Below are 20,828 nucleotides of genomic sequence, written 5' to 3' on the forward strand. Positions count from 1 at the left end.
CTGTCAATGAACGAAATCAAAGATAAATCGGTAGAAACATTCCTGGACGAACTAGCCGGCAAGCAAGCCACGCCCGGCGGCGGTAGTGCGGCGGCTGTGATGGGTGCGCAAGCCGCCGCCTTGACCAGCATGGTTTGTAATCTGACCATCGGCAAACCCAAATACGCGGCGGTGGAAGAACAGATGCAGGCCTTGCTGACCGAGTCGGAAGCCTTGCGCAGCACCTTGATCGGCATGATCAAAGCCGATGTCGATGTATTTGACAAACTGATGGCCTGTTATGGCTTACCTAAAAGCACTGACGACGAGAAAGCCGTGCGCGCCGAACAGATTCAAACGGTGCTCAGAGAAGCCACCCTGGTGCCGCTGGAATGCGCGAAAGCTTGCGCCAAGGCTATCGAGTTGAGCCGGGTGGCTGCCGAACACGGCAATCTAGGGGTGATCAGCGATGCCGGGGTGGCGGTGATGGCGGGCTACGCCGGCTTGAAAAGCGCCGCGCTGAATGTACAGATCAACGCCGCGAGTTTGAAGGACAGGATGTTTGCCGAGGCTCAACTCGCCGAGTTGAACGCTTTGTTGCAAGCCGGCGAACAGGCTGCAGAGCAGATTTACCGAATCGTCAGCGAAAAGCTTTAAATCATTCCTTAGGACGGGGCAATTTCAATCGCCCCCTCTCTGCTTAACTTGAGCGGCAGGTTTTCTAAATCTGCTTAACATTGATGTTCAAGGTCTGAATCCGATAAGCAATCTGCCTAGGTGTCATATCCAGCAAGCGCGCGGCTTTGGCTTGTACCCAACCGCTTTGCTCCAACGCGGCAATCACCCGCTCCCGTTCGTCCATGTTTTCGTCGTGCAGATCGATGTGTTTTATCGATTGCGGGGTGCGGCTGATGCCTATTTCGTTTTCCAGGCCGGTGCTGGCAATCACGTCGCGGTCGATAATGCCTTCCTGGCTCATGATGGCGGCGCGTTCCAAACGGTTTTCCAATTCGCGAACGTTGCCCGGCCAGTCGTGTTTCATCAAAATCCGGATCGCGCTTTCCTTGATTTCAAGAGGCCGGCCACCTTGTTGGCGGGAAATTCGATTTAATAGAAAGCTGGCCAGTTCCGGAATGTCTTCGATACGCTCGCGCAGCGGCGGCATATTGATGGGCATCACATTCAAGCGGTAATACAAATCTTCGCGGAAATTGCCTTCGGCGACTTCCTGCTCCAGATTGCGGTTGGTGGCGGCAATGATGCGCACATTCACTTTTAAAGTGCGGACGCCGCCGACCCGCTCGAATTCGCCTTCTTGCAGCACGCGCAACAATTTGGCCTGAAAAGACGCCGAGATCTCACCGATTTCATCGAGAAACAGCGTGCCGTTGTCTGCCAGTTCGAAGCGGCCCTTGCGTTGGCCGATTGCGCCGCTGAATGCACCTTTCTCATGGCCGAATAATTCCGATTCGAGCAAGGTGTCGGGCAAGGCTGCACAGTTCAATTTTAGAAACGGGCCGTTGGCGCAGGCTGAGTTAAAGTGTATCGAGCTCGCGACCACTTCCTTACCGGTGCCGGATTCGCCGCGGATCAGCACCGTGGTATGCCATTTCGCCACTTGGCGGATGATGTCGAATACTTTCAGCATCGGTTCGGAATGCCCGATGATGTTTTCGAAGCGGTAGTTTTTGACCAGTGTTTGTTTTAAATAGTCGCGTTCGCTAGCTAGTTCGTTTTGCTTGCGTTCCATTACACGCAGCATGTTCACGCTTTGGGCGATCAGGTTGGCGACCATTTCCATGAAGCGGGCGCGCTCGCCCAAAAACGTCGAAGTACAAGGCTGCGCGGCTAAAATGCCGACCACTTCGCCTTGTTCGATGGCCAGCGGGGAGCCGATAAACGGTAAATCCGGGTTATACACGCCCAAGCGGCTTAAAAAACGCGGCTCGTCGGCGATGCGTTCCACCACAATCGTGCTGCCTTCGTCGAGGATAGCGCCGACCAGACCTTCGCCCGGTTGGTAACGTACCGAGCGGTCTATGCCTTCGCCGTAGATCTCGCAAATGCTCATGCTGTCGTCATCGACATCGCGTAGGGTAATCATGCCGAAATGCAGGCCGTTACGCTTGTGCAAAATCTCCAGGATGCCTTTCAGCTTGGTGCGCAAGTCATGCGTGCTATTCAGCAATTGACTGACCAGAAATAGCGTATCCAGTTCGGATTCAACCAGCAATAAACGATCACTCATGGATGTTCACCATCGCTAGGTTTTTTTGACAGGGAAAGCTAATTTTAAAACTACAGCCGTTTTTGTATTGCGGGTCGATTTCTATCATGCCGTTATGCTGATTGACGATTTCCTTGCTCATGACCAGTCCCATGCCGGCCTGGACGCCGGCGGTGCTTTGATTGGTGGTAAAAAACGGTTCGAATACTTTGCTCCGTTGGTTGGCAGGTATGCCGGGGCCGGAATCGGCTATCGACACGCAAACCCAATCATGCTCGATAGCCGTGCTAATTTTGATGATGCGTTCCTGGCTGCCAGCACGATTCATTGCGTTGACCGCATTGTCGATCAATTGCTTGAACAACATGCGTAACTTGTTTTCGGAGCCGAGGATATTGGGTAACACCGGGTTGGGCAGCCAATCCACTACGATGCCGTTTGCCAAAAACTTGGTGCTATACAGCAGCATCACTTCGTGCAACAGCTGATTCAAGTTCACCGGCACCACCGCGGACTCCGGAATTTCCGGTACGCAGCGTTGCAGAGTGGCGAGCGTTTCTTCGCCCATTTTTTGCACTTGGCCCAATAGATCGCGGATTGGACTATTGTTGGCGTCGTTGCGTTGCGTCATGATTTGAATCGCCGCGTGAATTTGGTTCAAGGGCTGGCGAATCTGGTGCATTGCGCCGAGCAAGGTTTCGCGGATGCTGCGGATGTGTTCTTCTTCCGCCAACATGGTGCGCAAAGTCTGTATCTGTAGCTTTTCCTGCTGCCGGCGCAAGGGGCTGATGTCGTTAATGGTCAACAGTAGATAGTCTTTGGATTGTCTGGCGAAGAAGCTGTCGGCGCAGACATCGTTTTCGATAAACCAGTTGCCGGAGCAGGAAAACCAGCGCGTGCCTTTAAGCCCCGCGCTTTCAATTCGTACCTCGCGATTGGCAAAACCTTGTTGCCGATCGATGTTGTCGCCCCACAAGTCGCCCATGTCTTGCTCCAGCGCTTCCAGAAAGAACAGCGCGGGCTCTTTTTTGTCGAGTTCGCTGATCAACATTTTGTACATCTGATTATCGAGCACGACCCGTTTGTCCGAATCGAGCACCACCATCGCCACCGGCGAAGCGTTCAGTACCGATTCGATCAATTGCTTTTGGTTGTTAACTTGTTGTTCCGCGTAGTGTGCCTGGGTGACATCGCGGTGCATACCAATGTAATGACTGATGGCGCCGCGGTCGTCCAGCATCGGCGCGATGGTCAGATCAGCCAGGTAGCGTTGCCCCATTTTTTGCCGATTGACCAATTGGCCGTGCCAAACCTGCTTACGGGAAATGGTGTGCCACAAATCATAATAAATCTGTCTGGGTGTGGACTTGTCGGACAGCGCTGATTCGTTTTGGCCCAAAATTTCAGCGGCGTTGTAGCCGGTCACGTCGGTAAAGGCTTGGTTGATGTAAAGGATATTGGCTTTTTTATCTGTGATCGAAATGGCCACCGGCGCTTGCTCTACGGCCTTAACAAACAAAGAGAAAGGCAGTGTTTTAGAGGTTTTGCCGCTTCTTGGCGATTGCCCTCTAGGGCCGATGGCTGGCGATAGTATATCGGCCGTTTCAATCTCAATCTGGCCTTGCAGGTAGTCAGGGGTGGATTTGGTCATGGCAAATGGTTCTCGCGTGTTTTTTCTGGGCTTAAGTTGGAAAAATACATGCAATTAGAGAGCCAAATGAGTTTTCGCTTAGCTGCTATTGGAAAATCCCGGCGATTTGTATGGTTTACGACAAATTTAACTGTACTTGTTCCGGCTCTGTGTTTTTTAGGACAGAGATGTCGGTGGCAAATCTTGCGGTTTTGCACTGAAATGGGGAGTTACGGCGTTTTTAAGGCGTTGGCATAAATGATGCTGTCTTGTTGCAAAACACCGGGTCGAAAACGATGAGCGAATACTTACTTCTGATATTGGGTACAGCCTTGGTCAACAATGTCGTGTTGGTCAAGTTCTTGGGGTTATGCCCGTTCATGGGGGTTTCCAACAAGCTGGACACTGCATTGGGAATGGGTTTGGCGACCACGTTTGTCTTGACGCTGGCGTCCGCGGCCAGCTGGGTGCTGGAGCATCGTTTACTGATACCGTTCGATATCGGTTTTCTGCGCGTGCTGGGTTTTATCTTGGTGATCGCCGCGGTAGTACAGTTTACCGAGATGGTGATACATAAAACCAGCCCGGTGATGTATCAGGTGTTGGGGATTTTTTTACCGCTGATTACGACTAATTGCGCGGTGTTGGGTGTGGCCTTACTTAACATCCAAGAGAAATACAATTTCGTGCAAAGCCTGCTGTTCGGCTTTGGTTCGGCAATGGGTTTTACCCTGGTGATGGTGCTCTTCGCCGGCCTACGTGAACGCTTAGCGCTCATGGCAGTGCCGGCGCTTTTTTCCGGCACCCCCATCGCATTTATCACCGCCGGCATCCTGTCGCTGGCATTCATGGGATTCGCGGGGCTTTACAGCAAATAAGAGGCACATCATGTACGTTTTATCTGCCATCGTTATTTTGACATCGCTGGGATTGTTGCTGGGCGTGGCTTTGGGGATTGCCGCTAAATATCTGAAGGTGGAGTCCGATCCGTTAATCGAGAAAGTTGAAGCCTTAATGCCCGGTTCGCAATGCGGCCAATGCGGCTTCCCCGGTTGCCGGCCGGCTGCCGAGGCTGTGGTGTCCGGCGCCGCGCCGGTGACATTATGCCCGCCGGGCGGTACGTCGCTGGTGGAACAACTGGCCAAATTACTGGGTGTTGATGTCGATTTGAGCCAAACCCAAGACCAAGAAGCGATGGTGGCCAGAGTCAGTGAAGAAACTTGCACCGGCTGCACCCGCTGCTTCAAGGTTTGTCCTACAGACGCCATCGTCGGCGCACCCAAACAAATCCACGCGGTGGTGGCGGATGCCTGCATCGGCTGCAAGAAATGTGTGGAAGTCTGTCCTACCGAATGTCTGCAAATGCACCCTGTGGAAGTGACCTTGCGCAACTGGCGCTGGCCCAAACCGCTGGCCGCTTGAGACGGAGACACCTATGTTCGCCTTGTTCGAAAATCCCCGTTTGCGCGGCGGTATCCATGCCGAAGAGCACAAATCCGAAACCTCTCCGCTTAGCATTGTTACCGATTTTCCAATACCTAAGAAATTGTACATTCCGGTGCAACAGCATGTCGGCAAGCCTGCCGAGCCAGTGGTGAAGGTCGGCGAGAAAGTACTGAAGGGCCAATTGCTGGCCTATAGCCAAGGCACCATTTCGGCGCCTGTGCATGCACCAACATCGGGCATTATCGCCGACGTCAAAGATTTTCCTGCACCGCATCCGTCAGCCCTGCCGATTCGCACCGTGGTAATTGAAAGCGACGGTAAAGAGCAATGGGCCGAGTTAATCGTTCCGGAAGACCCATTTCAACTCGAACCGGAAGAAATATGCCAACGAGTCGCCGCCGCCGGTGTGGTGGGTTTAGGCGGAGCGGTATTCCCGTCGGCGGTCAAACTCAGTTTGGGGCGTAAAAACAAGATTCATACCTTGCTGATTAATGCCGGTGAATGCGAGCCTTATCTGACTTGCGATGACCGTTTGATGCAAGAGCGCGCGGAGCAAATCGTTGCCGGCATCCGGTTAATGTTGCGCGGCATGGATGCCCCGAAGGCTATGGTGGGTATCGAAGATAATAAACCCGAAGCTTTCGCGGCCATGCAAACGGCCGCCCGGGATTTTCCCAATATCGTGGTGGCGCAAGTGCCGACCCGCTATCCGATGGGGTGGGATAGGCAAATGTTGCGTTATTTAACCGGCCAGGAAATTCCCGCCGACGGGCGAGCCACGGACATTGGGGTGGTGGTGCACAACGTCGCTACTGCCTTTGCCGTCTATCAAGCCATTTGCTTGGGACAACCCTTGATTAGCCGGGTGGTTACTGTCTCCGGCGCGGCCGTTGCCAAACCCAGAAATGTGGAAGTGCCCATCGGCACCTTGATGTCGGAAGTATTGGCGTTTTGCGGATTGGAAAAGTCGAAAATGGCCCGCTTAGTGATGGGCGGACCGATGATGGGCGACGCTTTGCCAATTGCCGAAGTACCGGTGGTGAAAGCCTGCAACGGCATCCTGGCCTTATCGCATGCCGACATCGACGAGCCGGCTATACAGCCTTGTATTCGCTGTTCCAGTTGCGTGACCGCTTGCCCGGTGGGTTTGTTGCCCTTGGAAATGGCTAGCCGGATCAAAGCCAATCAGTTGGACTCAGCGGTTGATTTGGGCCTAAAAGATTGCATTAGCTGCGGCAGTTGTTCTTATGTCTGCCCGTCGAATATACCCTTGGTGCATTACTTTAAATTCGCTTCCGGCGAGTTAGTTAAACGCCAACAAGCCGAGCACAAGGCTGAACAAACCAAGCGTTTAGTCGAAGACAGAAATAATCGGATGGAACGAGCCAGATTGGAAGCCGAAGCGGAAGCTTTGCGTGCTCAGGAAGCCAGAGCCGCCCGTTTGGCTGCCGCACAACAGGCGCAAGCAGCGCCAGCAGAGGAAACCGTATGAGTAATAAACCGATTAGCGGGCCTCACGTGGCGGCCACCCGCCGCGTCGATCAAATCATGCGTTTGGTGATTATTGCCCTGGCACCGGCTACGGCCTGTGGCGTGTTGTTGTTCGGCTGGCCGGCTTTGTATTTGCTGGCGGTGACCGTGCTGTCTGCCATGGCTTTCGAAGGCTTGTGCCTGAAGATGAAAGGTGTGGCGGCAATGCCTTATTTGCGCGACGGTTCGGCGATCGTCACCGGTCTACTGGTGGCTATGACTCTGCCGCCTTGGGCGCCTTGGTGGATAGGCGTGGTTGGCTCGGCGCTGGCCATTGTGTTGGGCAAGCATGTCTACGGCGGCTTGGGGCAAAACCTGTTCAATCCAGCCATGCTGGCCAGGGTGGCTTTGCTGATTTCCTTTCCTATCGAGATGACTACCTGGGCCAACGTATCGCCTCTGTTCACCGGGCCCGGCGTGATCGATAGCTTAGCGATCACCTTTAGCGGTTTGGAAAACCCGGATGCGGTGACCGGCGCCACGACGTTGGGTTGGGTCAAGACTGAGTTTTCGCAAAACCGGCTGTTGCCCGGCAGTTTGATCGAATATTCGGGATTTTTAGCGTTTCTTGGTTGGGAGCGCGGCAGTTTGGGGGAAACCTCGTCTTTATTATTACTAGCCGGCGGCATTTGGCTGATGCGCCAAGGGGTCATCAAATGGCACATCCCTGTCTCGTTGCTGTTCAGTATCCTTCTGTTGTCGACGATTTTTCATGCTTGGGATAGTCAACATTACCTTGGACCCTGGGTGCATTTGAATTCCGGCGCGGTGATGTTGGTAGCGTTCTTTATCGCCACCGATTATGTCACGTCGCCTAACACACCTTTAGGCCAAGTGATTTTTGGGGCCGGCTGTGGTTTATTGATTTTCGTGATCCGCTCTTGGGGCGGCTATCCGGAAGGCACCGGTTTTGCGATTTTATTGATGAACTCGGTTACGCCGCTGATCGATCATTACATCCGGCCCAGAATTTATGGCCGCTATCGTAACGGCAAGCCGCTCGATATTTCCAATTCCTGAGACTGGTCATGAATTCAGAACCCGTTAAATTACCTCCTAAAGCCAACCAATATGTAGAGTACGCCTTGCGTATCTTGAGTAACTTTAGGCAAAAACTGGCCGTGTGGCTGGAGCCAGGAAATTTGGAACAACTGCGGCCGCTATTACAGTATCAGGCCGGCGTGTTGGGGGGATTTGCATTGCTGGCGGCGATTTTATTGGGTGTTGCAGATCTGGCGACACGCGGCGTGATAGAGCTGCGCTTGCAGGAAGATCTACAGGCCAACCTGGAGCAAGTGGTTCCGGCAGAGCTTTACGATAACAACCTGCTGAAAGACAGTGTGCTGCTGCCATCTGCCGATGCCAATTTGGGTGCAGAACAAACTGAGGTCTATCTGGCTAAAAAGGCTGGTTTGGTTAGCGCGGTCTGTTTTAAATTCGTCGCACCTGATGGCTACGCCGGGCCGATCAGTTTGGTGATGGGTATTGACAGCAAAGGCGAAATCCTAGGAGTGCGGGTTATCGCTCATGTCGAAACACCGGGATTGGGCGATAAGATTGAAGTGACCAAGTCCAAGTGGGTGCTGTCTTTCAACGGCAAATCCTTAAATAACCTGACCGTCGAGCAATGGGCGGTAAAGAAAGACGGCGGGGTGTTCGATCAGTTTAGTGGGGCGACGATTACGCCGCGCAAGGTCGTACAGGCCATCAAGCGGGGGTTGGAGTTTTACAAGGTGCATCAGGCGGAGTTGTTGCAGCCTAGTTGATAGTGTTTTTGGTGTCGCTATCGCGACGCTTAGTTTGCATGTCGGTTCGCGGACCGACAGCCGCGATACTTTTCTTTGCTCCGCCAAAGAAAAGTATCCAAAAGAAAGGCGGCCCGAACGCCGCTTTGTTCCTGCGCTCCGAAGCGTTTGGCGAGGGTTTTCGAAAGGGGCTTCCCAGCCCCTCCGAAAACGAGCGGCATCCATGCCGCTCCCCTATCGGGCTGGTCTCGCCAAACGCTTCGGTGCTCGGCGCGGCATACGGGAAGAAAATCGTCGCAATCTTCTCAGGTATTAACACTTGCTCACGATTTTTGGAGAAACCATCATGAATCTTTCGATTCTGTTTTCAGAACAATACAGAAAAATCGCTCGCGACGGCCTATGGGACAACAACGTCGTGCTGACCCAAAATCTGGCGCTGTGTCCGTTGCTGGCAGTGACCGGGACGGCAACCAACGGCTTGGGCATGGGCTTGGCGACCATGGTGGTAATGGTGGCATCCAATGCCGCCGTATCGGTTAGCCGGCATCTGATTCCATCTGAAATTCGCATCCCGATTTTCGTGCTGCTGATTGCTGCGTTGGTGACCTTGGTGGATATTTTTCTAAACGCCTGGATGCATGAGTTGCATAAGGTACTGGGCCTGTTTATCCCGTTGATTGTCACCAACTGCGTCATTCTCGGTCGAGCTGAAGCGTTTGCTTCCAAGCAACCGGTGATGCCGTCGATGTGGGATGGTTTGATGATGGGGGTGGGTTTTACTGCGGCGATGGTGGTACTGGGGGCGATGCGAGAGATTAGTTCCGCCGGCACTTTATTCGCCAACGCCTCTGTGCTGTTGGGGGAAAGTTTCCGGTTTCTGGAAACCACTTTGATTCCGGAATACAAAGGTTTTTTGCTGATGGCTTTGCCGCCGGGTGGCTTCATCATGCTGGGTTTCATGGTGGCATTGAAACGCTTGTTGGACCGGAAAGCGGCGGCCAAAATTACAGAACCGACCATTATTGATCCGGTTGTCTTGGAAGAAGGGGCGTAAACTATGAATGTGGGTGTATGTTATGCGCAGGCGGACAGGCAACTCTGGTTGCGGCTGGAAGTGCCGGAGGGCAGTACCATCGCCGAAGTGATTGAATTGTCCGGCGTGTTGACGCAGTATCCCGAGATCGATTTGGAGAACCAAAAGGTCGGGATTTTCGGTAAACTGGCTAAATTGGATGCGTCGGTTAAGGAAGGGGACCGCGTGGAGATTTATCGTAAAATCACCGCCGATCCCGCGCAAGTTCAGCGCAGGCGAGTAGCGTAGCCCATGTACGTGTGTCTCTGCAAAGCCGTCACCGACAGTCAGCTCGATGCTGCCATAGACAGCGGTTTATGCTCGCGGAAACAGTTGGTGCAATGTTTTGGTGTTGGTGGCGATTGCGGTAAATGTAACAAGGACATTGCGCAAATTTTGGATAGAAAAAATGCATGTCGGCTATTGCAGGCTGCGAATGACGCCCAACTAATCATAAAAACCCAGGAGATTTGACATGCAAGGCGATAAAAAAGTAATCGAATTTTTAAATAAGGCACTGGAAAACGAATTAACTGCCATCAATCAATATTTTTTGCATGCCCGGATGTTCAAAAATTGGGGCTTTCAAAAGCTGAATGAAAAGGAATATCACGAATCGATCGACGAAATGAAACACGCCGATAAGTTGATCGAAAGGATTTTGTTTCTGGAAGGATTGCCCAATCTGCAAAGTCTCGGCCGTTTGATGATAGGCGAGAACCCCAAGGAAATGCTGGAATGCGACCTTAAATTGGAACATCTGGCCTTGCCTTTGTTGAAAGAGGCGATAGCTTATTGTGAAAGCATCAACGACTACGTCAGCAGGGAATTGTTTGAACACATTCTGGAAAGCGAAGAAGAGCATGTCGATTGGTTGGAAACCCAGATGGACCTGATCGAAAAAGTCGGTATTCAAAACTATCTGCAATCGCAGATGTAAATAGGCGCTCAAGTCAAAAAAACTTTACGGGGCCGATTGCCGGCCCCGTTTGGTTAGTAAGCCCCGACGCTGCAGTATGCCAACGATTGTCATATCGTTGTTGTCCATCATCTTTGCATTTTCCTGAAATTCTTAACCTCCCTTTTTTCACTGGATTGCGGTCATTAGCGGTGGCTCGCATACCGGCGCACCTGATCGTTGAGGGATGAATGAGACACCTATTCTCGCCATCGCGGTTTTGATGACCCACTCAGTAGGCGCATCTGAGGCTATAGTTATGCTGCTTCGCTTGCCCTAGGGTTAAAACATAGGCGTATTCATAACGGCAGTTGACCAACTTTGATAGGTGTTCCCTGGTGATGAATGAGTTATCCTTAGCGGTATTGCGCAACATTGATGCCAAGGGCTGAAGGGTTTAAATGGCCTTTAACGCGCTAACAACACCGAAAACATTGATAGGAATTTATGCCGCACAGTGCCTTTACGCTGGAATCGTTGCTGGAAACTCATGATCTGCCGCTGATCATAATCGGCGCCGATTTACGCATCGTGGCAGTGAATCGCGCTTGGGAACAGAGTTTTGGCGTCATGCGGCAGAATTTGGTCGGCCAACCGTGCTGCGTCGATAACCGCAATTGCCGCCATCAGCGCTTATTTCAAACTCTGGAAGCCTACGCCGGTATTTTTGCCGACACCAACGATGCCAGTTCCCAGCGTTCTTTCAGTGCGCGCGGTTTTCCGTTGCTGGATGCCGATGCCACATTGTATTTAGGCGAAACGCTAACCGTGTTGAAAAGATCCGCGGCAAAAGGCAACGAGGCACCGGCCATGATCGGTAAGTCGACGGCGTTTGCACAATACAAAACTCGGCTGCAACAGGCGGCGGATACGCAAGCACCGGTATTATTGCTGGGTGAGACCGGCACCGGTAAGGAATTGGCGGCGGAATTTGTGCATAGCCATTCCCGGCAGGCGGATGGCAATTTTGTGATTGTCGATTGTACGATTCTGGGCGAAGAGTTATTTGAAAGCGAATTGTTCGGGCATGAAAAGGGTGCGTTTACCGGCGCGACATCTGCAAAAAAAGGCTTATTCGAATTAGCTAACAATGGCACCCTGTTCTTCGACGAGATTGGCGATTTGCCGCTGTCGCAACAGCCCAAACTGCTGCGCGCCCTGGAAAGCGGCCAATTTCGGCGGGTAGGCGGCACGGCGATGCAAAAAGCCAATGTCAGAGTGGTATGTGCTACGCATAGAAATTTAGCGGACATGGTCAAAGCCGGTCGGTTTCGCGAAGATTTGTTCTACCGTTTATCGGTGTTTCCGGTCGAAGTGCCGCCACTGAGGCAGCGTAGACAGGACTTGCCCTTATTGATCGATCATTTTTTAGCGCAGTTAAACACCGAGGCCGATAGCGGCTATACAATGACGCAATCGGCCTTAATCAAGCTTATCCAATACGCTTGGCCCGGCAATATTCGCGAGCTGCGAAACTGTCTGCAATTGGCGGCCGGCTTGTGTCAGGATAAAAGCATTCAAGAAGCCGACATACATTTTATGCAGCGCCAAGCAGTAGGGGAGCCGGCCGCCACCAGTGAGGCAAGTGGAGATGCATATTCCCCGCCAATTAACAGCATGGCGCAATTCGAGGCGGAGTTTATCAATAGTTTGATCAGCAAGTATCAGGGGAATCGCAAGTTGATAGCGGCGGAAATGAATATCAGTGAACGAACGCTGTACCGTAAACTTAACCGACTCAATCTAAATTAAGTGGCGGGGCAATGATGGAATCCAACCTGATAAACTGGACGCTTGATAACGTTGGCAGCCGGCAACGCAACGGTTTGACCCCGCCGCGCGACATGCGCGAGACTATCGCCCAGATTAAAGCGCTGCCGCCTTTGCCCGGCAGCGCGCTGCGCATATTGAATCTGATCGCCGATCCCAGCGCGGATGCGCGCAAATTAGCCGACATCATCGAACTCGACCCTTTATTGACAGCGCAAATTACCCGTTGGGCCAGTTCAGCGCTCTACGGTTATCGCGGCCAGATCACGACGGTACATGATGCGATTACTCGTGTGTTGGGGTTTGATTTTGTATTGGATTTGGCTTTGGGTTTGGCTGTGCTGGCACCGTTGAAATCGCCGAAGGAAGGGCAGATAGGTACGCGGATGTTCTGGACCCATGCCTTGGCCAGCACCCGCTTGATGGCGCAGTTGGCCGCCGTTATGCCGGCCGCTACGCGACCGGAGCCGCAAGCCTTGTTTTTATCAGGCTTGATGCACAATATCGGTTTCCCCTTACTGGGGCATCGTTTTCCTGACGAATTTAGTTATTTGAGTGGCTTGATCACCGCCAATCCCAGTCTGGCGATTTTCAATCTGGAAACTTTTGCCTTCGGGCTTAATCATGCCGAAATCGGCGCCTGGCTGATGAATGTGTGGTCGATGCCGCGCATGATTACCGATATTGTCTATCACCATCACAACCCCTTTTATCGCGGCGAAAACCACCAGCTGAATCTGCTGACGTTTTACAGCGATTGCCTGTTGGGACGTTTAGGCATAGGCGATGCCTCGAATCAGGTCTGTCCGGAAGAAGTGCCGGAATTGCTGGGTTTGGATGAGGCTGTTTGTCTGGAAATACTCGATAGCCAGAATGAGGATTTAGTGAAAATTCTAGCAACTGCGGAACAACTTACCGATTAAATTCCCCGCCTGTCATCGCAAATTGGGCGCCTACAAGTTCTGCGGCGCCCCCATCAAGCAACTCACCACTCAGCAATTAATCGCGCAATATTGCATTGCGGCGGTCGGATTGCTTCAGAATGCCGCCCAGTACCCACATTTGATACATGGACACGGTCCACATAAACGCAAAGGAAACGCCCAAGCCGGCCCCGGCGACAATCACCAACAAGGCGAAGTGGGGATTGAGTTTAGTCAGCCACCACGAGGCGATGTCTATCAGTAGAAACAAATAAGGCATCACGATGGCGGGGTATTTATATTTGCAAGGCACACCGGTACTAAAACTGAAAATGATGCCGACAAACATAAAAATAAAACTGATCCCAAACAAATGGATATGCGACAGGCGGGTCAGTGATTGAAAGGTAGCGCCTTCGTTTGATTCGGTCAGCTTTTTTAAGTTTTCAAACTTGGTGAAATCCGGCAACGAACCGGCATTGGCGCTATGACAGCCTATGCAAAATTGCTCGACGATGGGTTTGATGTCCTTGTTATAAACCGCTTCGTCACCGCCATCCCTGACCCATTGAATGATTTTGAAACGCTCCTGTTCCGGTGCGTTGTATTTCATCGATCCATTCAATTTGGATTCCAACACCGAACCGGAGCGGTCGCCATAGTAGCTGTAAACAATATCGTCCATCGACAAACCGAATTTGCCGTCGGCCATGCCGTGGGTAAACAAAATCTGGATTAAGGCCATCAAATAACCGGCGGCTATCGTCGTTAGATAACCGGTGAACAGCAATTTGATCGAGAGGCCGAAGCTGATCAGATTGGCGCCTTTGTACGCATATTTAACAGGTGTTTGGTTGCGATCAGACATAGATGTTTTCCGGGTTATTGAGCAGGGTATCGCTTAGCGCAAGGTTTAAAACGGGAGGCAAAAGCCTTGCCTCCCGTGCCAAGCATATTATTAGTTTTTGATATTTTGGTAGTAATAACCCAGTTCGCTGACTTCTTCATCAGTCAGGGTTTGCGCGATGATGCGCATCCGGCTGTAGATGTCGTTGTGACGAGAGCCTTCCTTAAACGCATGCAGTGTGGCCGAGATGTAATCGGCATTTTGGCCGGAGATGGCCGGAATATCGACGGCTTGCCCCTTGCCGTTGCCACCATGGCAGACTTCGCAAGGTGGAAACACCCGCTCACGGCTGCCGTTTTTAACCAAGGCTTCGGCTTTTTCATAGACCATTACCGTTTTCGATTGGAAGGCTGGCGGTTGCGAGCCGAACCATGCTGCCAAATCGGCGGCGTCCTGTTTACTCAGGGTTTTGGCCAAGCCCGACATCATCGCGTTATCCCGGCTACCGTCGGCATAATCCTGCAATTGCTTGTACAAATAGGTCGGCAATTGCCCGGCTAGCGACGGGAACGCCGCCGAGATACTGATGCCTTTTTCGCCGTGACAGGCGCTGCAAGCCTTGGCCAGTTCTTCGCCTTTTTGCGGATTGCCAGCTTTCACGAAATTTAACTGTTCGGCAGTCCAGGCGACTTGTGAGGAAGGCTGGGCAAAAGCCACGCTGGGCAACAATAATGCTGCGCTTAGAATGAGTTTTTTCATGATCAGACCCCCCATCTGCCTGAACCAAAGGTTTCCATCAAGAAGAATTGCAGGATCGGATAGCCGAACGCGATCAGCATGAACACGCCGATCACGATATTCCATAAGGTGAAGTTGTTTAGATAGCCGGGCAGATTACTGACCGCGTGAATCGGCTCGGCGTATTCCACTTCACCCTGATAACTTTCGCTGCCGAGATGGGTTTTATACAGGTTGTAAACCAGCATGCCGGCCGAAACGACCAGGATCAAACCGCCGAAAATCATCGTGACCTCGTAGGGTTCCCAGGAAATCGTCAACAGATTGTTGTAATTGACGCTATCGATGCGGCGTGGCTGGCCTAGCAAGCCCAAGATGTGCCAAGGTGTGGTCATGATAATCATGCCGATGAACCAGCTCCAAAGCTGGGCAATGGCCATGGACGGGCAGAACAGCGGCTTGCCAGTCAAAATCGGCCAGAAGTAATAGGCAATGCCAAAGTACATGATGATAGTGGTGCCGCCGAAGATCAGATGGAAGTGTCCGGAAATCCAGGCGGTGTTGTGCACCATCGCGTTCATCGCGTAGCTGGCATTAACCAAGCCGCCGAAGCCGCCGAAGATCAGCATCAACAAGCCCAGAATGATGGCCAATACCATGGGATTATTCCAGGGCAGGGCAGCAATCCAGCCGAACAAGCCCTTGCCGCCGTTCAAACGACCGGCGATTTCCAGTGAGGCAATCACGGTAAAACCGGTGATGAAGGTTGGCAGCGTGACGACAAAGGTACCGACCGCGTGCAGGATTTTCCAGCCGTGGCCTTGTTCCGGGTCCATGTATAAATGATGAAAACCGATCGGCAAGCTGAATACCACCAATAAGATGAATGCGGCCCGGGCCATCTCATCGCTAAACAAAAAGCCGCCGGCTTGCTTGGGTACCAAGGTATAAAACGCCGTGTAGGTGGGAATCAGCCAGAAATAAACGATAGGATGCAGGGTCCAGGCGAACAGCGTGCGCGCCAAGCCGGCATCGATGGTATCGATCCAGCCCAAAGCCCAGGGTATCAGTTGGAACAACACTTCGGCGGCTACGCCGGCGCTGGTCCACAGCCATAAAATGGCGTTCGCGGTGGTGGCGAACATCGCCAATGGTACGGGTTGCTCCGGATTGATCTTTTTCCATTGCATGTACATGACAATCATCGACACGCACCAAAACCAGGAGCCGACGACCAATAAGGTTGCTCCGATGTAAAACAGCGGATGCGCCATCAATGGCGGATAAAAGGTAAACAGCACCGAAGCTTGGCCTAGCAGCAACGGTAATGCCGCCAAGACTACGCCAGTCAGGGCCACGCCGAAGCCGGTCCAGGCAAAAGTCTTATTCCAGACCGGTAGTTTCAGGGTGGTGTTGGCCACATAATAGCCAAAGCCCATGATGAAAAAGGTGGTGAGTACAAAGCCCATTAACACCCCGTGGGTACTGACCGAGGCGTAATACACTTCCCGCGATTCCAAAAAGCCGAAGAAGCCGCTACGCTCGATGACCTGATACAGGCCCATCACCGCCGCCAGCCCGAACGAGCCAAACGCCACCCAGAAATGGGTCAGCGCCAATTTTTTTTCCGCTGCGTTATCCATGATTTGCTCCCCCTTGTTTATTGAGCGCTTCCCATTGCGCCTTGCTCACCACTTTGATGTTGCTCCACATATGCGCGTGGCCCATGCCGCAATATTCGTTGCACAGCACGGGATACTCGCCGGCGTGATGAAAGGCGGTGCTTACCTGCGCAACGTAGCCGGGCACGATCATCGTGCTCATATTGGTCATCGGCATATGCACGCCGTGGATTACGTCCAGACTCACCCAGCGAAAAGTGATTTCGGTTTCGGCGGGCAGGGTGAGTTCTTTCGGATAAAAGCCGTAACGCCCGGCCACCATGCGTACGGTGACGCTACCGTTAGCATTATGTTGTACACCCAGCTTGTCTTCGGCGAACTCGGCTGAGAGATGCAGTTTGGCGGAGTCTATGGTTTCGACGTTACTCGGCGCGTGAATGCCGTGAAAAAACGCCGACCCTAAAATGACGGTCACAAACAGGCCGGCTATCCCCAACGAGATACCGGCCCAGTTTTTTTCCAGTTTATCGATATGCATGTCTCCCCCTTAACCGATATGGCCGCGAGGCAAAAAGATGCCGTAGTACATCAACAGCCAGGCTACGACCATGCCGCCGCCGACTATCAACATCAGCGCCCAAGTGCCCACCGGCGAGCTTTGCAAAATTTTTTGACGTTCTTCTTCTGAGAGATTGTTCATATCCTTCCTTCTTGTATGCGTTTTGATAGGAATTAGGTTGGCAACCAACGGCATGAACAGCAGGGGCTTTGTCATTCTTACTGATGACTTTACCATCTGATTGCTAGGGTAATCATACCTTTAGCGCCGGGCTAACCGAAAGCAATAAATCAGCGGTACTAATTGTTAGAGGAGGGTGGGCTGAAAGCGCGCCGAGAACGGCCTCGGTATTTACCGGAGCGGGGAAGACATGGAGGACGGGAAATTTAGAAATCCTGTGCGGTTGGAAATCTCTGATGTGAGCCAAAAAGCCAAAAAACTGGTAATGGCGAAGTCGTCGTGTCACTATTTGGTGCAAATCGTTAGTTTGCCCCAAAAAAGTTAACGGGATCCGCTGGCATGAAACACCGAAAAACTGCTTGCAAGCGTCCGTGTCGAATCACTAACCCGTGGTAGCCACAATGAATCAACCGATCAACGAATTTCAAGAAACGCCGCCCCGCCATGTGAAATTTCGATTACTTGGGTTTTCTAATGCGGCGTTGTTGCTGGCAGCTTGTAACTTTGTTATCTGGTTATTTATTTTATTTCCGATCTATGCCGCTACGGATGGCGTCTCTAACAGCGATGGCTTACGCTTCTTAGTGGTGGCTTTTATCGTGATGGATCTGGTTGGCTTAGCGTTGGCTGCCGTGGCGATGTTTAAGTCGAAACTCCGCAAAACCATGGCTAACTACGGATTTGTAATGAATGTCGCGATGATCGGTTTGAATCTATCGGTATTTCCGTTTTAAAGCTTTGTTGCTTCCGTTAAATATGTTTGTTGATTGAAATCAGTCAATCCTTTGCAGCTATGCCACAATAGGCAGTTGGAATCCTGAGGTTTTGTAAGCGGGGCTTTAAATGAGCAACTGTATGCGCTTAGGTCGACGAATAGAAATCAAACGGTGGGCATGGGGTGTCTACTGCAGATTTTTCCTTAGCCAGGCTTTTCGTGAATGAACTCCGGTGTACAAAGGATTTCCAGAGTGGTACGTACTCAAAAAATTATTATTAGCGACGGTTTGCTCAGGAGCAAATATGCGAACAGTTAGATCAAAATTAAAAAAAAATCTGGTCATTTTTCTGGTGATGGCTGCTTTTTCTGCTTTTAATCCAGTACTTGCCGAAACGGCGGGGACTGACGACAAGGATGCTCATCACGAACACAAGAGTATGGATTGGCCGGGGATTTATAATGGCCTAACCCCCTGTGCCGACTGCATCGGCGTGAAAACCACGCTGGCTTTGAACAAAAACGGCAGTTATCTGCTGATGACCCAATTTTTGGGGAAATCGGAAAGGGAGTTTACTGAAAAGGGTAAGTTTGCCCCTGGCGAAAAAGCCAACACTCTGGTTTTGACGCCAAAGAATGGCGCAACTTCCCAGCAATATCTGGTTGAAAAAGATGCGTTGATTCAGTTGGATGGTAACGGCAACCGGTTCACCGGCAAACTTGCTGATCGCTACATTTTGCGTCGAACCAGCGTCACCGATAAGCAGCCTGAACATTCCGGGCATTGATTTAAACGTTAGGCCGGGTGGCCGCGCGCGCTGGCGGCCATCCGGAAATTAGATCTGCTATATCGATTTCTGTTGGTTTTTACGCCGAAAATAGACAATGGCTAAAAGTACCGTCAAGGCCAACGCGCCAAGCATGAAACGCGGTTCCACGACCTTCACCGAATGATTTTCGTCTTTGAATTTGAACTTGGCGAGTACGCCCAAGGCGGGGTCGGTAATGTCAATGGCAATCGATTTGGCGGCAAGATTTAAAAATTGCACTTCGCTGCCATCGAACGGTTTGTTGTTGCGGGTATCGTTGCTGACCATGCCAGGATAAAGCGGTGTTTCAGCAAGGTGAGAGACACTCAACTGTTTGGCGATTTCTTGCTCGAGTTCGCGAGTGGTTTTACCGTCGGTTTTGATATGAATCGGTTTTTGGTCGTCTATCTTAATCTCGATTTCGCCTTGTGAGGCGGTGAGGGCTTTTTTCGAGGAAAAGCCGTCCAGATATTCGACATCCGCGCTGAACACCAAATCAAAAGCCACTTGCACGCCGTCGGCGTTGAAATTTTTATCGGCAAGATCGAAACGCAAGCCTTGGTTGCTGTAATCTCTAACCGTTACCGTGGTCAACGAATAGCCGGTTTTGTTGGCGATGATTAATTCTGCTTGTTCCGGCGGTTGGGTAATAGTGATGCCGCGCCAATTCGGATCGAGCTGAATCATGCCGTCTTTCATTGATGTAAGTAGTTTTTTGGTGACGGCGTGAGCCTGTGTCGGATCATCAAACTTGTGTGCATTCAGAAAGCTCAAGCCGGTAGAACGATATAGCTCCCCATCGTCGATACGCCATTCCGCCGTGTATGAAAACAGCGAATCGCTGGTTCTTCGAGGCATGCTGGTATGAATGCGCAATTTATCCTGATCTGCCGGCGTAGTGATTGCAAAGGCTGATGGGACAAAAATACCCGACGAACAGCATGTCAGAATGATGGCAAGAGTGGATCGTTTCATCGTGGTTCCAAGCAAAAAAAAATTTACGTTAGCATAATGCGGCGTAAATGACACAACCTTTGATCGGACGGATATTAACGCCACTAATTGTAGTGTTTGCCAGTGCTGATATTTTGCGGAAAACTAGGCTGAGCTTGCTTGTGTTTGACCAGAAAAGGCGGTGGTTTATTTGCGCGGATATCTGTTTATTCGGGAACAAAAAAATTCACCGCTTGAAATAAATGTTCAAGTAAAAACTAGGGATATTAAGGCAGGCAAACACTACGCAGCAAACGCTCGAGTATCTGTTCTGTATTACAATCCCAGTGCTGGGCGCTGCGTCAGGTTTTAATTCAATAAGTTGCAGGTAAGGTATCGGTAAAATCCGAAGAGGATAGAAGTGGACGAATCGATAGGGAGTAGAAATAGTGGGAACTAGAATTTTCCACTAAGTTTTTCAAAAAATAAATATAAATTAATAAGGAAATACTGTTATGACATTAGATTCTCATGCTGCTAAATTAAAAGAAATGGCGGAGAAAATTATAGATTTCACGCCGCAAGAAATCAGTAGTATTACGCCGGAAGAAATCCAGCGTCTATTTTATGATTTACAAGTTTACCAAATTGAATTGCAAATGCAGAATGAAGAACTGCAAAAAGCGCAATTTGAGTTATCCCGCCTAAATAATAAGTTAAATTTTACTTACCATTGCGTTCCGGTCGGTATTATCACTCTGGATTATCAAGGTTTTATAGAGCAAGCAAATCATACGTTTGCAGATATGTTGGGTTATAAAGCCAGTAAATTGCAGAAAACCCATTTTTCCAAGCTAATCTTCGAAGAAGATAAAAATATATTTATTCACCGTTTTGATGCTTTTTTCAAAGCGCCAGCCCATAAAAGTTTGCAGTTGCGTTTGCAAGGCGATAAGAACTTGGCTTTTCCTGCTTTGATTAAAGGTAATGCGGATGACGGTAGCGATACAGCAGGCGAATCGTTTGATTTGAAAGCGCGTAAATTAGTCGTGACTATCACAAATATTAGCGACGTGATCGCCGACGCAAATAAGGCTTGATTTTTTTATCGCCGCGTGAACGGTAATGTTGTCCAGAGGCTT

The 20,828-nt window shown here is 51.0% G+C and carries 23 protein-coding genes; 15 read left to right on the forward strand and 8 right to left on the reverse strand.

All coding sequences use genetic code 11. The features are described 5' to 3' along the window. The first annotated feature begins 6 nt into the window (after positions 1-6). Positions 7-636 carry a methenyltetrahydrofolate cyclohydrolase gene (gene fchA, locus ACR02O_RS08400; protein ID WP_415878899.1) on the forward strand — a complete coding sequence of 210 codons (630 nt, stop codon included), beginning with the start codon at positions 7-9 and terminating at the stop codon, positions 634-636. A gap of 64 nt (positions 637-700) precedes the next feature. Here the strand turns inward: fchA and nifA are convergent, their stop codons facing one another. Continuing rightward, the gene (gene nifA / locus ACR02O_RS08405; protein ID WP_171694541.1) at positions 701-2,227 is read right to left on the reverse strand and encodes a nif-specific transcriptional activator NifA; all 1,527 of its coding nucleotides are present in this window, start codon (positions 2,225-2,227) and stop codon (positions 701-703) included. Continuing rightward, the gene (gene nifL, locus ACR02O_RS08410) at positions 2,220-3,857 is read right to left on the reverse strand and encodes a nitrogen fixation negative regulator NifL (protein ID WP_494523194.1); all 1,638 of its coding nucleotides are present in this window, start codon (positions 3,855-3,857) and stop codon (positions 2,220-2,222) included. Before nifL ends, nifA begins: the two co-directional genes overlap by 8 nt. A gap of 275 nt (positions 3,858-4,132) precedes the next feature. Here nifL and rsxA point away from each other — a divergent pair, with 275 nt between their 5' ends. The 11 genes from rsxA to ACR02O_RS08465 all read left to right on the forward strand — a co-directional run bounded on the left by rsxA (position 4,133) and on the right by ACR02O_RS08465 (position 13,283). After that, entirely contained in the window at positions 4,133-4,714 is a 582-nt protein-coding gene (gene rsxA, locus ACR02O_RS08415; protein ID WP_026147191.1) for an electron transport complex subunit RsxA, read from the forward strand. 10 nt (positions 4,715-4,724) lie between these two features. After that, entirely contained in the window at positions 4,725-5,258 is a 534-nt protein-coding gene (gene rsxB, locus ACR02O_RS08420) for an electron transport complex subunit RsxB (RefSeq protein ID WP_033155651.1), read from the forward strand. 13 nt (positions 5,259-5,271) lie between these two features. Continuing rightward, positions 5,272-6,774: an electron transport complex subunit RsxC gene (gene rsxC, locus ACR02O_RS08425; protein WP_494523195.1), complete on the forward strand. Its 1,503-nt coding sequence runs from the start codon at positions 5,272-5,274 to the stop codon at positions 6,772-6,774. Next, complete coding sequence (locus ACR02O_RS08430; RefSeq protein ID WP_033155649.1) at positions 6,771-7,832, forward strand: RnfABCDGE type electron transport complex subunit D; 1,062 nt, start codon at positions 6,771-6,773, stop codon at positions 7,830-7,832. Before rsxC ends, ACR02O_RS08430 begins: the two co-directional genes overlap by 4 nt. 8 nt (positions 7,833-7,840) lie before the next feature. Next, the gene (gene rsxG, locus ACR02O_RS08435; RefSeq protein ID WP_494523196.1) at positions 7,841-8,578 is read left to right on the forward strand and encodes an electron transport complex subunit RsxG; all 738 of its coding nucleotides are present in this window, start codon (positions 7,841-7,843) and stop codon (positions 8,576-8,578) included. Between the two features lie 325 nt (positions 8,579-8,903). Next, positions 8,904-9,614 carry an electron transport complex subunit E gene (locus tag ACR02O_RS08440; RefSeq protein WP_033155646.1) on the forward strand — a complete coding sequence of 237 codons (711 nt, stop codon included), beginning with the start codon at positions 8,904-8,906 and terminating at the stop codon, positions 9,612-9,614. A gap of 3 nt (positions 9,615-9,617) precedes the next feature. Next, positions 9,618-9,881: an RnfH family protein gene (locus ACR02O_RS08445; RefSeq protein WP_033155645.1), complete on the forward strand. Its 264-nt coding sequence runs from the start codon at positions 9,618-9,620 to the stop codon at positions 9,879-9,881. A 3-nt stretch (positions 9,882-9,884) separates the two neighbouring features. Continuing rightward, positions 9,885-10,106, forward strand: a complete 222-nt coding sequence (locus tag ACR02O_RS08450; protein ID WP_033155644.1) for a (2Fe-2S)-binding protein — start codon at positions 9,885-9,887, stop codon at positions 10,104-10,106. Between the two features lies 1 nt (position 10,107). Continuing rightward, positions 10,108-10,572, forward strand: coding sequence for a bacterioferritin (gene bfr, locus ACR02O_RS08455; protein ID WP_033155643.1), 465 nt, complete (start codon positions 10,108-10,110; stop codon positions 10,570-10,572). A 465-nt stretch (positions 10,573-11,037) separates the two neighbouring features. Beyond that, a complete protein-coding gene (locus tag ACR02O_RS08460; RefSeq protein ID WP_494523197.1) occupies positions 11,038-12,342 on the forward strand; it encodes a sigma-54 interaction domain-containing protein in 1,305 nt (434 codons plus the stop codon). A gap of 11 nt (positions 12,343-12,353) precedes the next feature. Next, a complete protein-coding gene (locus ACR02O_RS08465; protein ID WP_494523198.1) occupies positions 12,354-13,283 on the forward strand; it encodes an HDOD domain-containing protein in 930 nt (309 codons plus the stop codon). Positions 13,284-13,359: 76 nt separating this feature from the next. Here ACR02O_RS08465 and ACR02O_RS08470 read toward each other — a convergent pair whose 3' ends face one another. The 5 genes from ACR02O_RS08470 to ACR02O_RS08490 form a co-directional block, all read right to left on the reverse strand. After that, positions 13,360-14,151, reverse strand: a complete 792-nt coding sequence (locus ACR02O_RS08470; RefSeq protein ID WP_445368303.1) for an Aq_1264-related membrane protein — start codon at positions 14,149-14,151, stop codon at positions 13,360-13,362. Positions 14,152-14,241: 90 nt separating this feature from the next. Further along, entirely contained in the window at positions 14,242-14,889 is a 648-nt protein-coding gene (locus tag ACR02O_RS08475) for a c-type cytochrome (RefSeq protein ID WP_494523199.1), read from the reverse strand. A gap of 2 nt (positions 14,890-14,891) precedes the next feature. Beyond that, complete coding sequence (locus ACR02O_RS08480) at positions 14,892-16,511, reverse strand: b(o/a)3-type cytochrome-c oxidase subunit 1 (RefSeq protein WP_458136883.1); 1,620 nt, start codon at positions 16,509-16,511, stop codon at positions 14,892-14,894. Beyond that, on the reverse strand, positions 16,504-17,028 hold the full coding sequence (locus ACR02O_RS08485; RefSeq protein WP_033155639.1) for a cupredoxin domain-containing protein: 525 nt from the start codon (positions 17,026-17,028) through the stop codon (positions 16,504-16,506). Before ACR02O_RS08485 ends, ACR02O_RS08480 begins: the two co-directional genes overlap by 8 nt. A 9-nt stretch (positions 17,029-17,037) precedes the next feature. Beyond that, positions 17,038-17,190, reverse strand: coding sequence for a hypothetical protein (locus ACR02O_RS08490; RefSeq protein ID WP_051669688.1), 153 nt, complete (start codon positions 17,188-17,190; stop codon positions 17,038-17,040). Positions 17,191-17,630: 440 nt separating this feature from the next. Between ACR02O_RS08490 and ACR02O_RS08495 the strand changes: the two genes are divergently transcribed. Both ACR02O_RS08495 and ACR02O_RS08500 read left to right on the forward strand, forming a co-directional pair. Next, positions 17,631-17,963 carry a hypothetical protein gene (locus ACR02O_RS08495; protein ID WP_033155638.1) on the forward strand — a complete coding sequence of 111 codons (333 nt, stop codon included), beginning with the start codon at positions 17,631-17,633 and terminating at the stop codon, positions 17,961-17,963. A 214-nt stretch (positions 17,964-18,177) separates the two neighbouring features. After that, positions 18,178-18,732: a copper resistance protein NlpE gene (locus tag ACR02O_RS08500; protein ID WP_494523200.1), complete on the forward strand. Its 555-nt coding sequence runs from the start codon at positions 18,178-18,180 to the stop codon at positions 18,730-18,732. Between the two features lie 57 nt (positions 18,733-18,789). On the opposite strand, the gene ACR02O_RS08505 is transcribed toward ACR02O_RS08500, so the two are convergent. Continuing rightward, positions 18,790-19,728, reverse strand: a complete 939-nt coding sequence (locus ACR02O_RS08505; RefSeq protein WP_458136885.1) for a hypothetical protein — start codon at positions 19,726-19,728, stop codon at positions 18,790-18,792. 473 nt (positions 19,729-20,201) lie between these two features. On the opposite strand from ACR02O_RS08505, the gene ACR02O_RS08510 reads away from it, so the two are divergent. Further along, positions 20,202-20,786 (forward strand): PAS domain-containing protein, encoded by a 585-nt coding sequence (locus ACR02O_RS08510; protein WP_205451118.1) that lies wholly within the window; start codon positions 20,202-20,204, stop codon positions 20,784-20,786. Positions 20,787-20,828: the final 42 nt, after the last annotated feature.

It is taken from the genome of Methylomonas sp. PHL2-19 (assembly GCF_059331595.1).

Bases quoted from the DNA above. Each gene is read 5' to 3' on its own strand.
- ACR02O_RS08495 (WP_033155638.1), top strand. From the start codon at position 17,631: ATGAATCAACCGATCAACGAATTTCAAGAAACGCCGCCCCGCCATGTG.
- bfr (WP_033155643.1), top strand. From the start codon at position 10,108: ATGCAAGGCGATAAAAAAGTAATCGAATTTTTAAATAAGGCACTGGAA.
- rsxC (WP_494523195.1), top strand. From the start codon at position 5,272: ATGTTCGCCTTGTTCGAAAATCCCCGTTTGCGCGGCGGTATCCATGCC.
- ACR02O_RS08510 (WP_205451118.1), top strand. From the start codon at position 20,202: ATGACATTAGATTCTCATGCTGCTAAATTAAAAGAAATGGCGGAGAAA.
- ACR02O_RS08460 (WP_494523197.1), top strand. From the start codon at position 11,038: ATGCCGCACAGTGCCTTTACGCTGGAATCGTTGCTGGAAACTCATGAT.
- nifA (WP_171694541.1), bottom strand. From the start codon at position 2,227: ATGAGTGATCGTTTATTGCTGGTTGAATCCGAACTGGATACGCTATTT.
- ACR02O_RS08480 (WP_458136883.1), bottom strand. From the start codon at position 16,511: ATGGATAACGCAGCGGAAAAAAAATTGGCGCTGACCCATTTCTGGGTG.
- rsxA (WP_026147191.1), top strand. From the start codon at position 4,133: ATGAGCGAATACTTACTTCTGATATTGGGTACAGCCTTGGTCAACAAT.
- ACR02O_RS08450 (WP_033155644.1), top strand. From the start codon at position 9,885: ATGTACGTGTGTCTCTGCAAAGCCGTCACCGACAGTCAGCTCGATGCT.
- rsxG (WP_494523196.1), top strand. From the start codon at position 7,841: ATGAATTCAGAACCCGTTAAATTACCTCCTAAAGCCAACCAATATGTA.
- ACR02O_RS08470 (WP_445368303.1), bottom strand. From the start codon at position 14,151: ATGTCTGATCGCAACCAAACACCTGTTAAATATGCGTACAAAGGCGCC.
- ACR02O_RS08445 (WP_033155645.1), top strand. From the start codon at position 9,618: ATGAATGTGGGTGTATGTTATGCGCAGGCGGACAGGCAACTCTGGTTG.
- ACR02O_RS08430 (WP_033155649.1), top strand. From the start codon at position 6,771: ATGAGTAATAAACCGATTAGCGGGCCTCACGTGGCGGCCACCCGCCGC.
- fchA (WP_415878899.1), top strand. From the start codon at position 7: ATGAACGAAATCAAAGATAAATCGGTAGAAACATTCCTGGACGAACTA.
- ACR02O_RS08475 (WP_494523199.1), bottom strand. From the start codon at position 14,889: ATGAAAAAACTCATTCTAAGCGCAGCATTATTGTTGCCCAGCGTGGCT.
- ACR02O_RS08490 (WP_051669688.1), bottom strand. From the start codon at position 17,190: ATGAACAATCTCTCAGAAGAAGAACGTCAAAAAATTTTGCAAAGCTCG.
- ACR02O_RS08485 (WP_033155639.1), bottom strand. From the start codon at position 17,028: ATGCATATCGATAAACTGGAAAAAAACTGGGCCGGTATCTCGTTGGGG.
- ACR02O_RS08505 (WP_458136885.1), bottom strand. From the start codon at position 19,728: ATGAAACGATCCACTCTTGCCATCATTCTGACATGCTGTTCGTCGGGT.
- ACR02O_RS08440 (WP_033155646.1), top strand. From the start codon at position 8,904: ATGAATCTTTCGATTCTGTTTTCAGAACAATACAGAAAAATCGCTCGC.
- rsxB (WP_033155651.1), top strand. From the start codon at position 4,725: ATGTACGTTTTATCTGCCATCGTTATTTTGACATCGCTGGGATTGTTG.
- ACR02O_RS08465 (WP_494523198.1), top strand. From the start codon at position 12,354: ATGATGGAATCCAACCTGATAAACTGGACGCTTGATAACGTTGGCAGC.
- nifL (WP_494523194.1), bottom strand. From the start codon at position 3,857: ATGACCAAATCCACCCCTGACTACCTGCAAGGCCAGATTGAGATTGAA.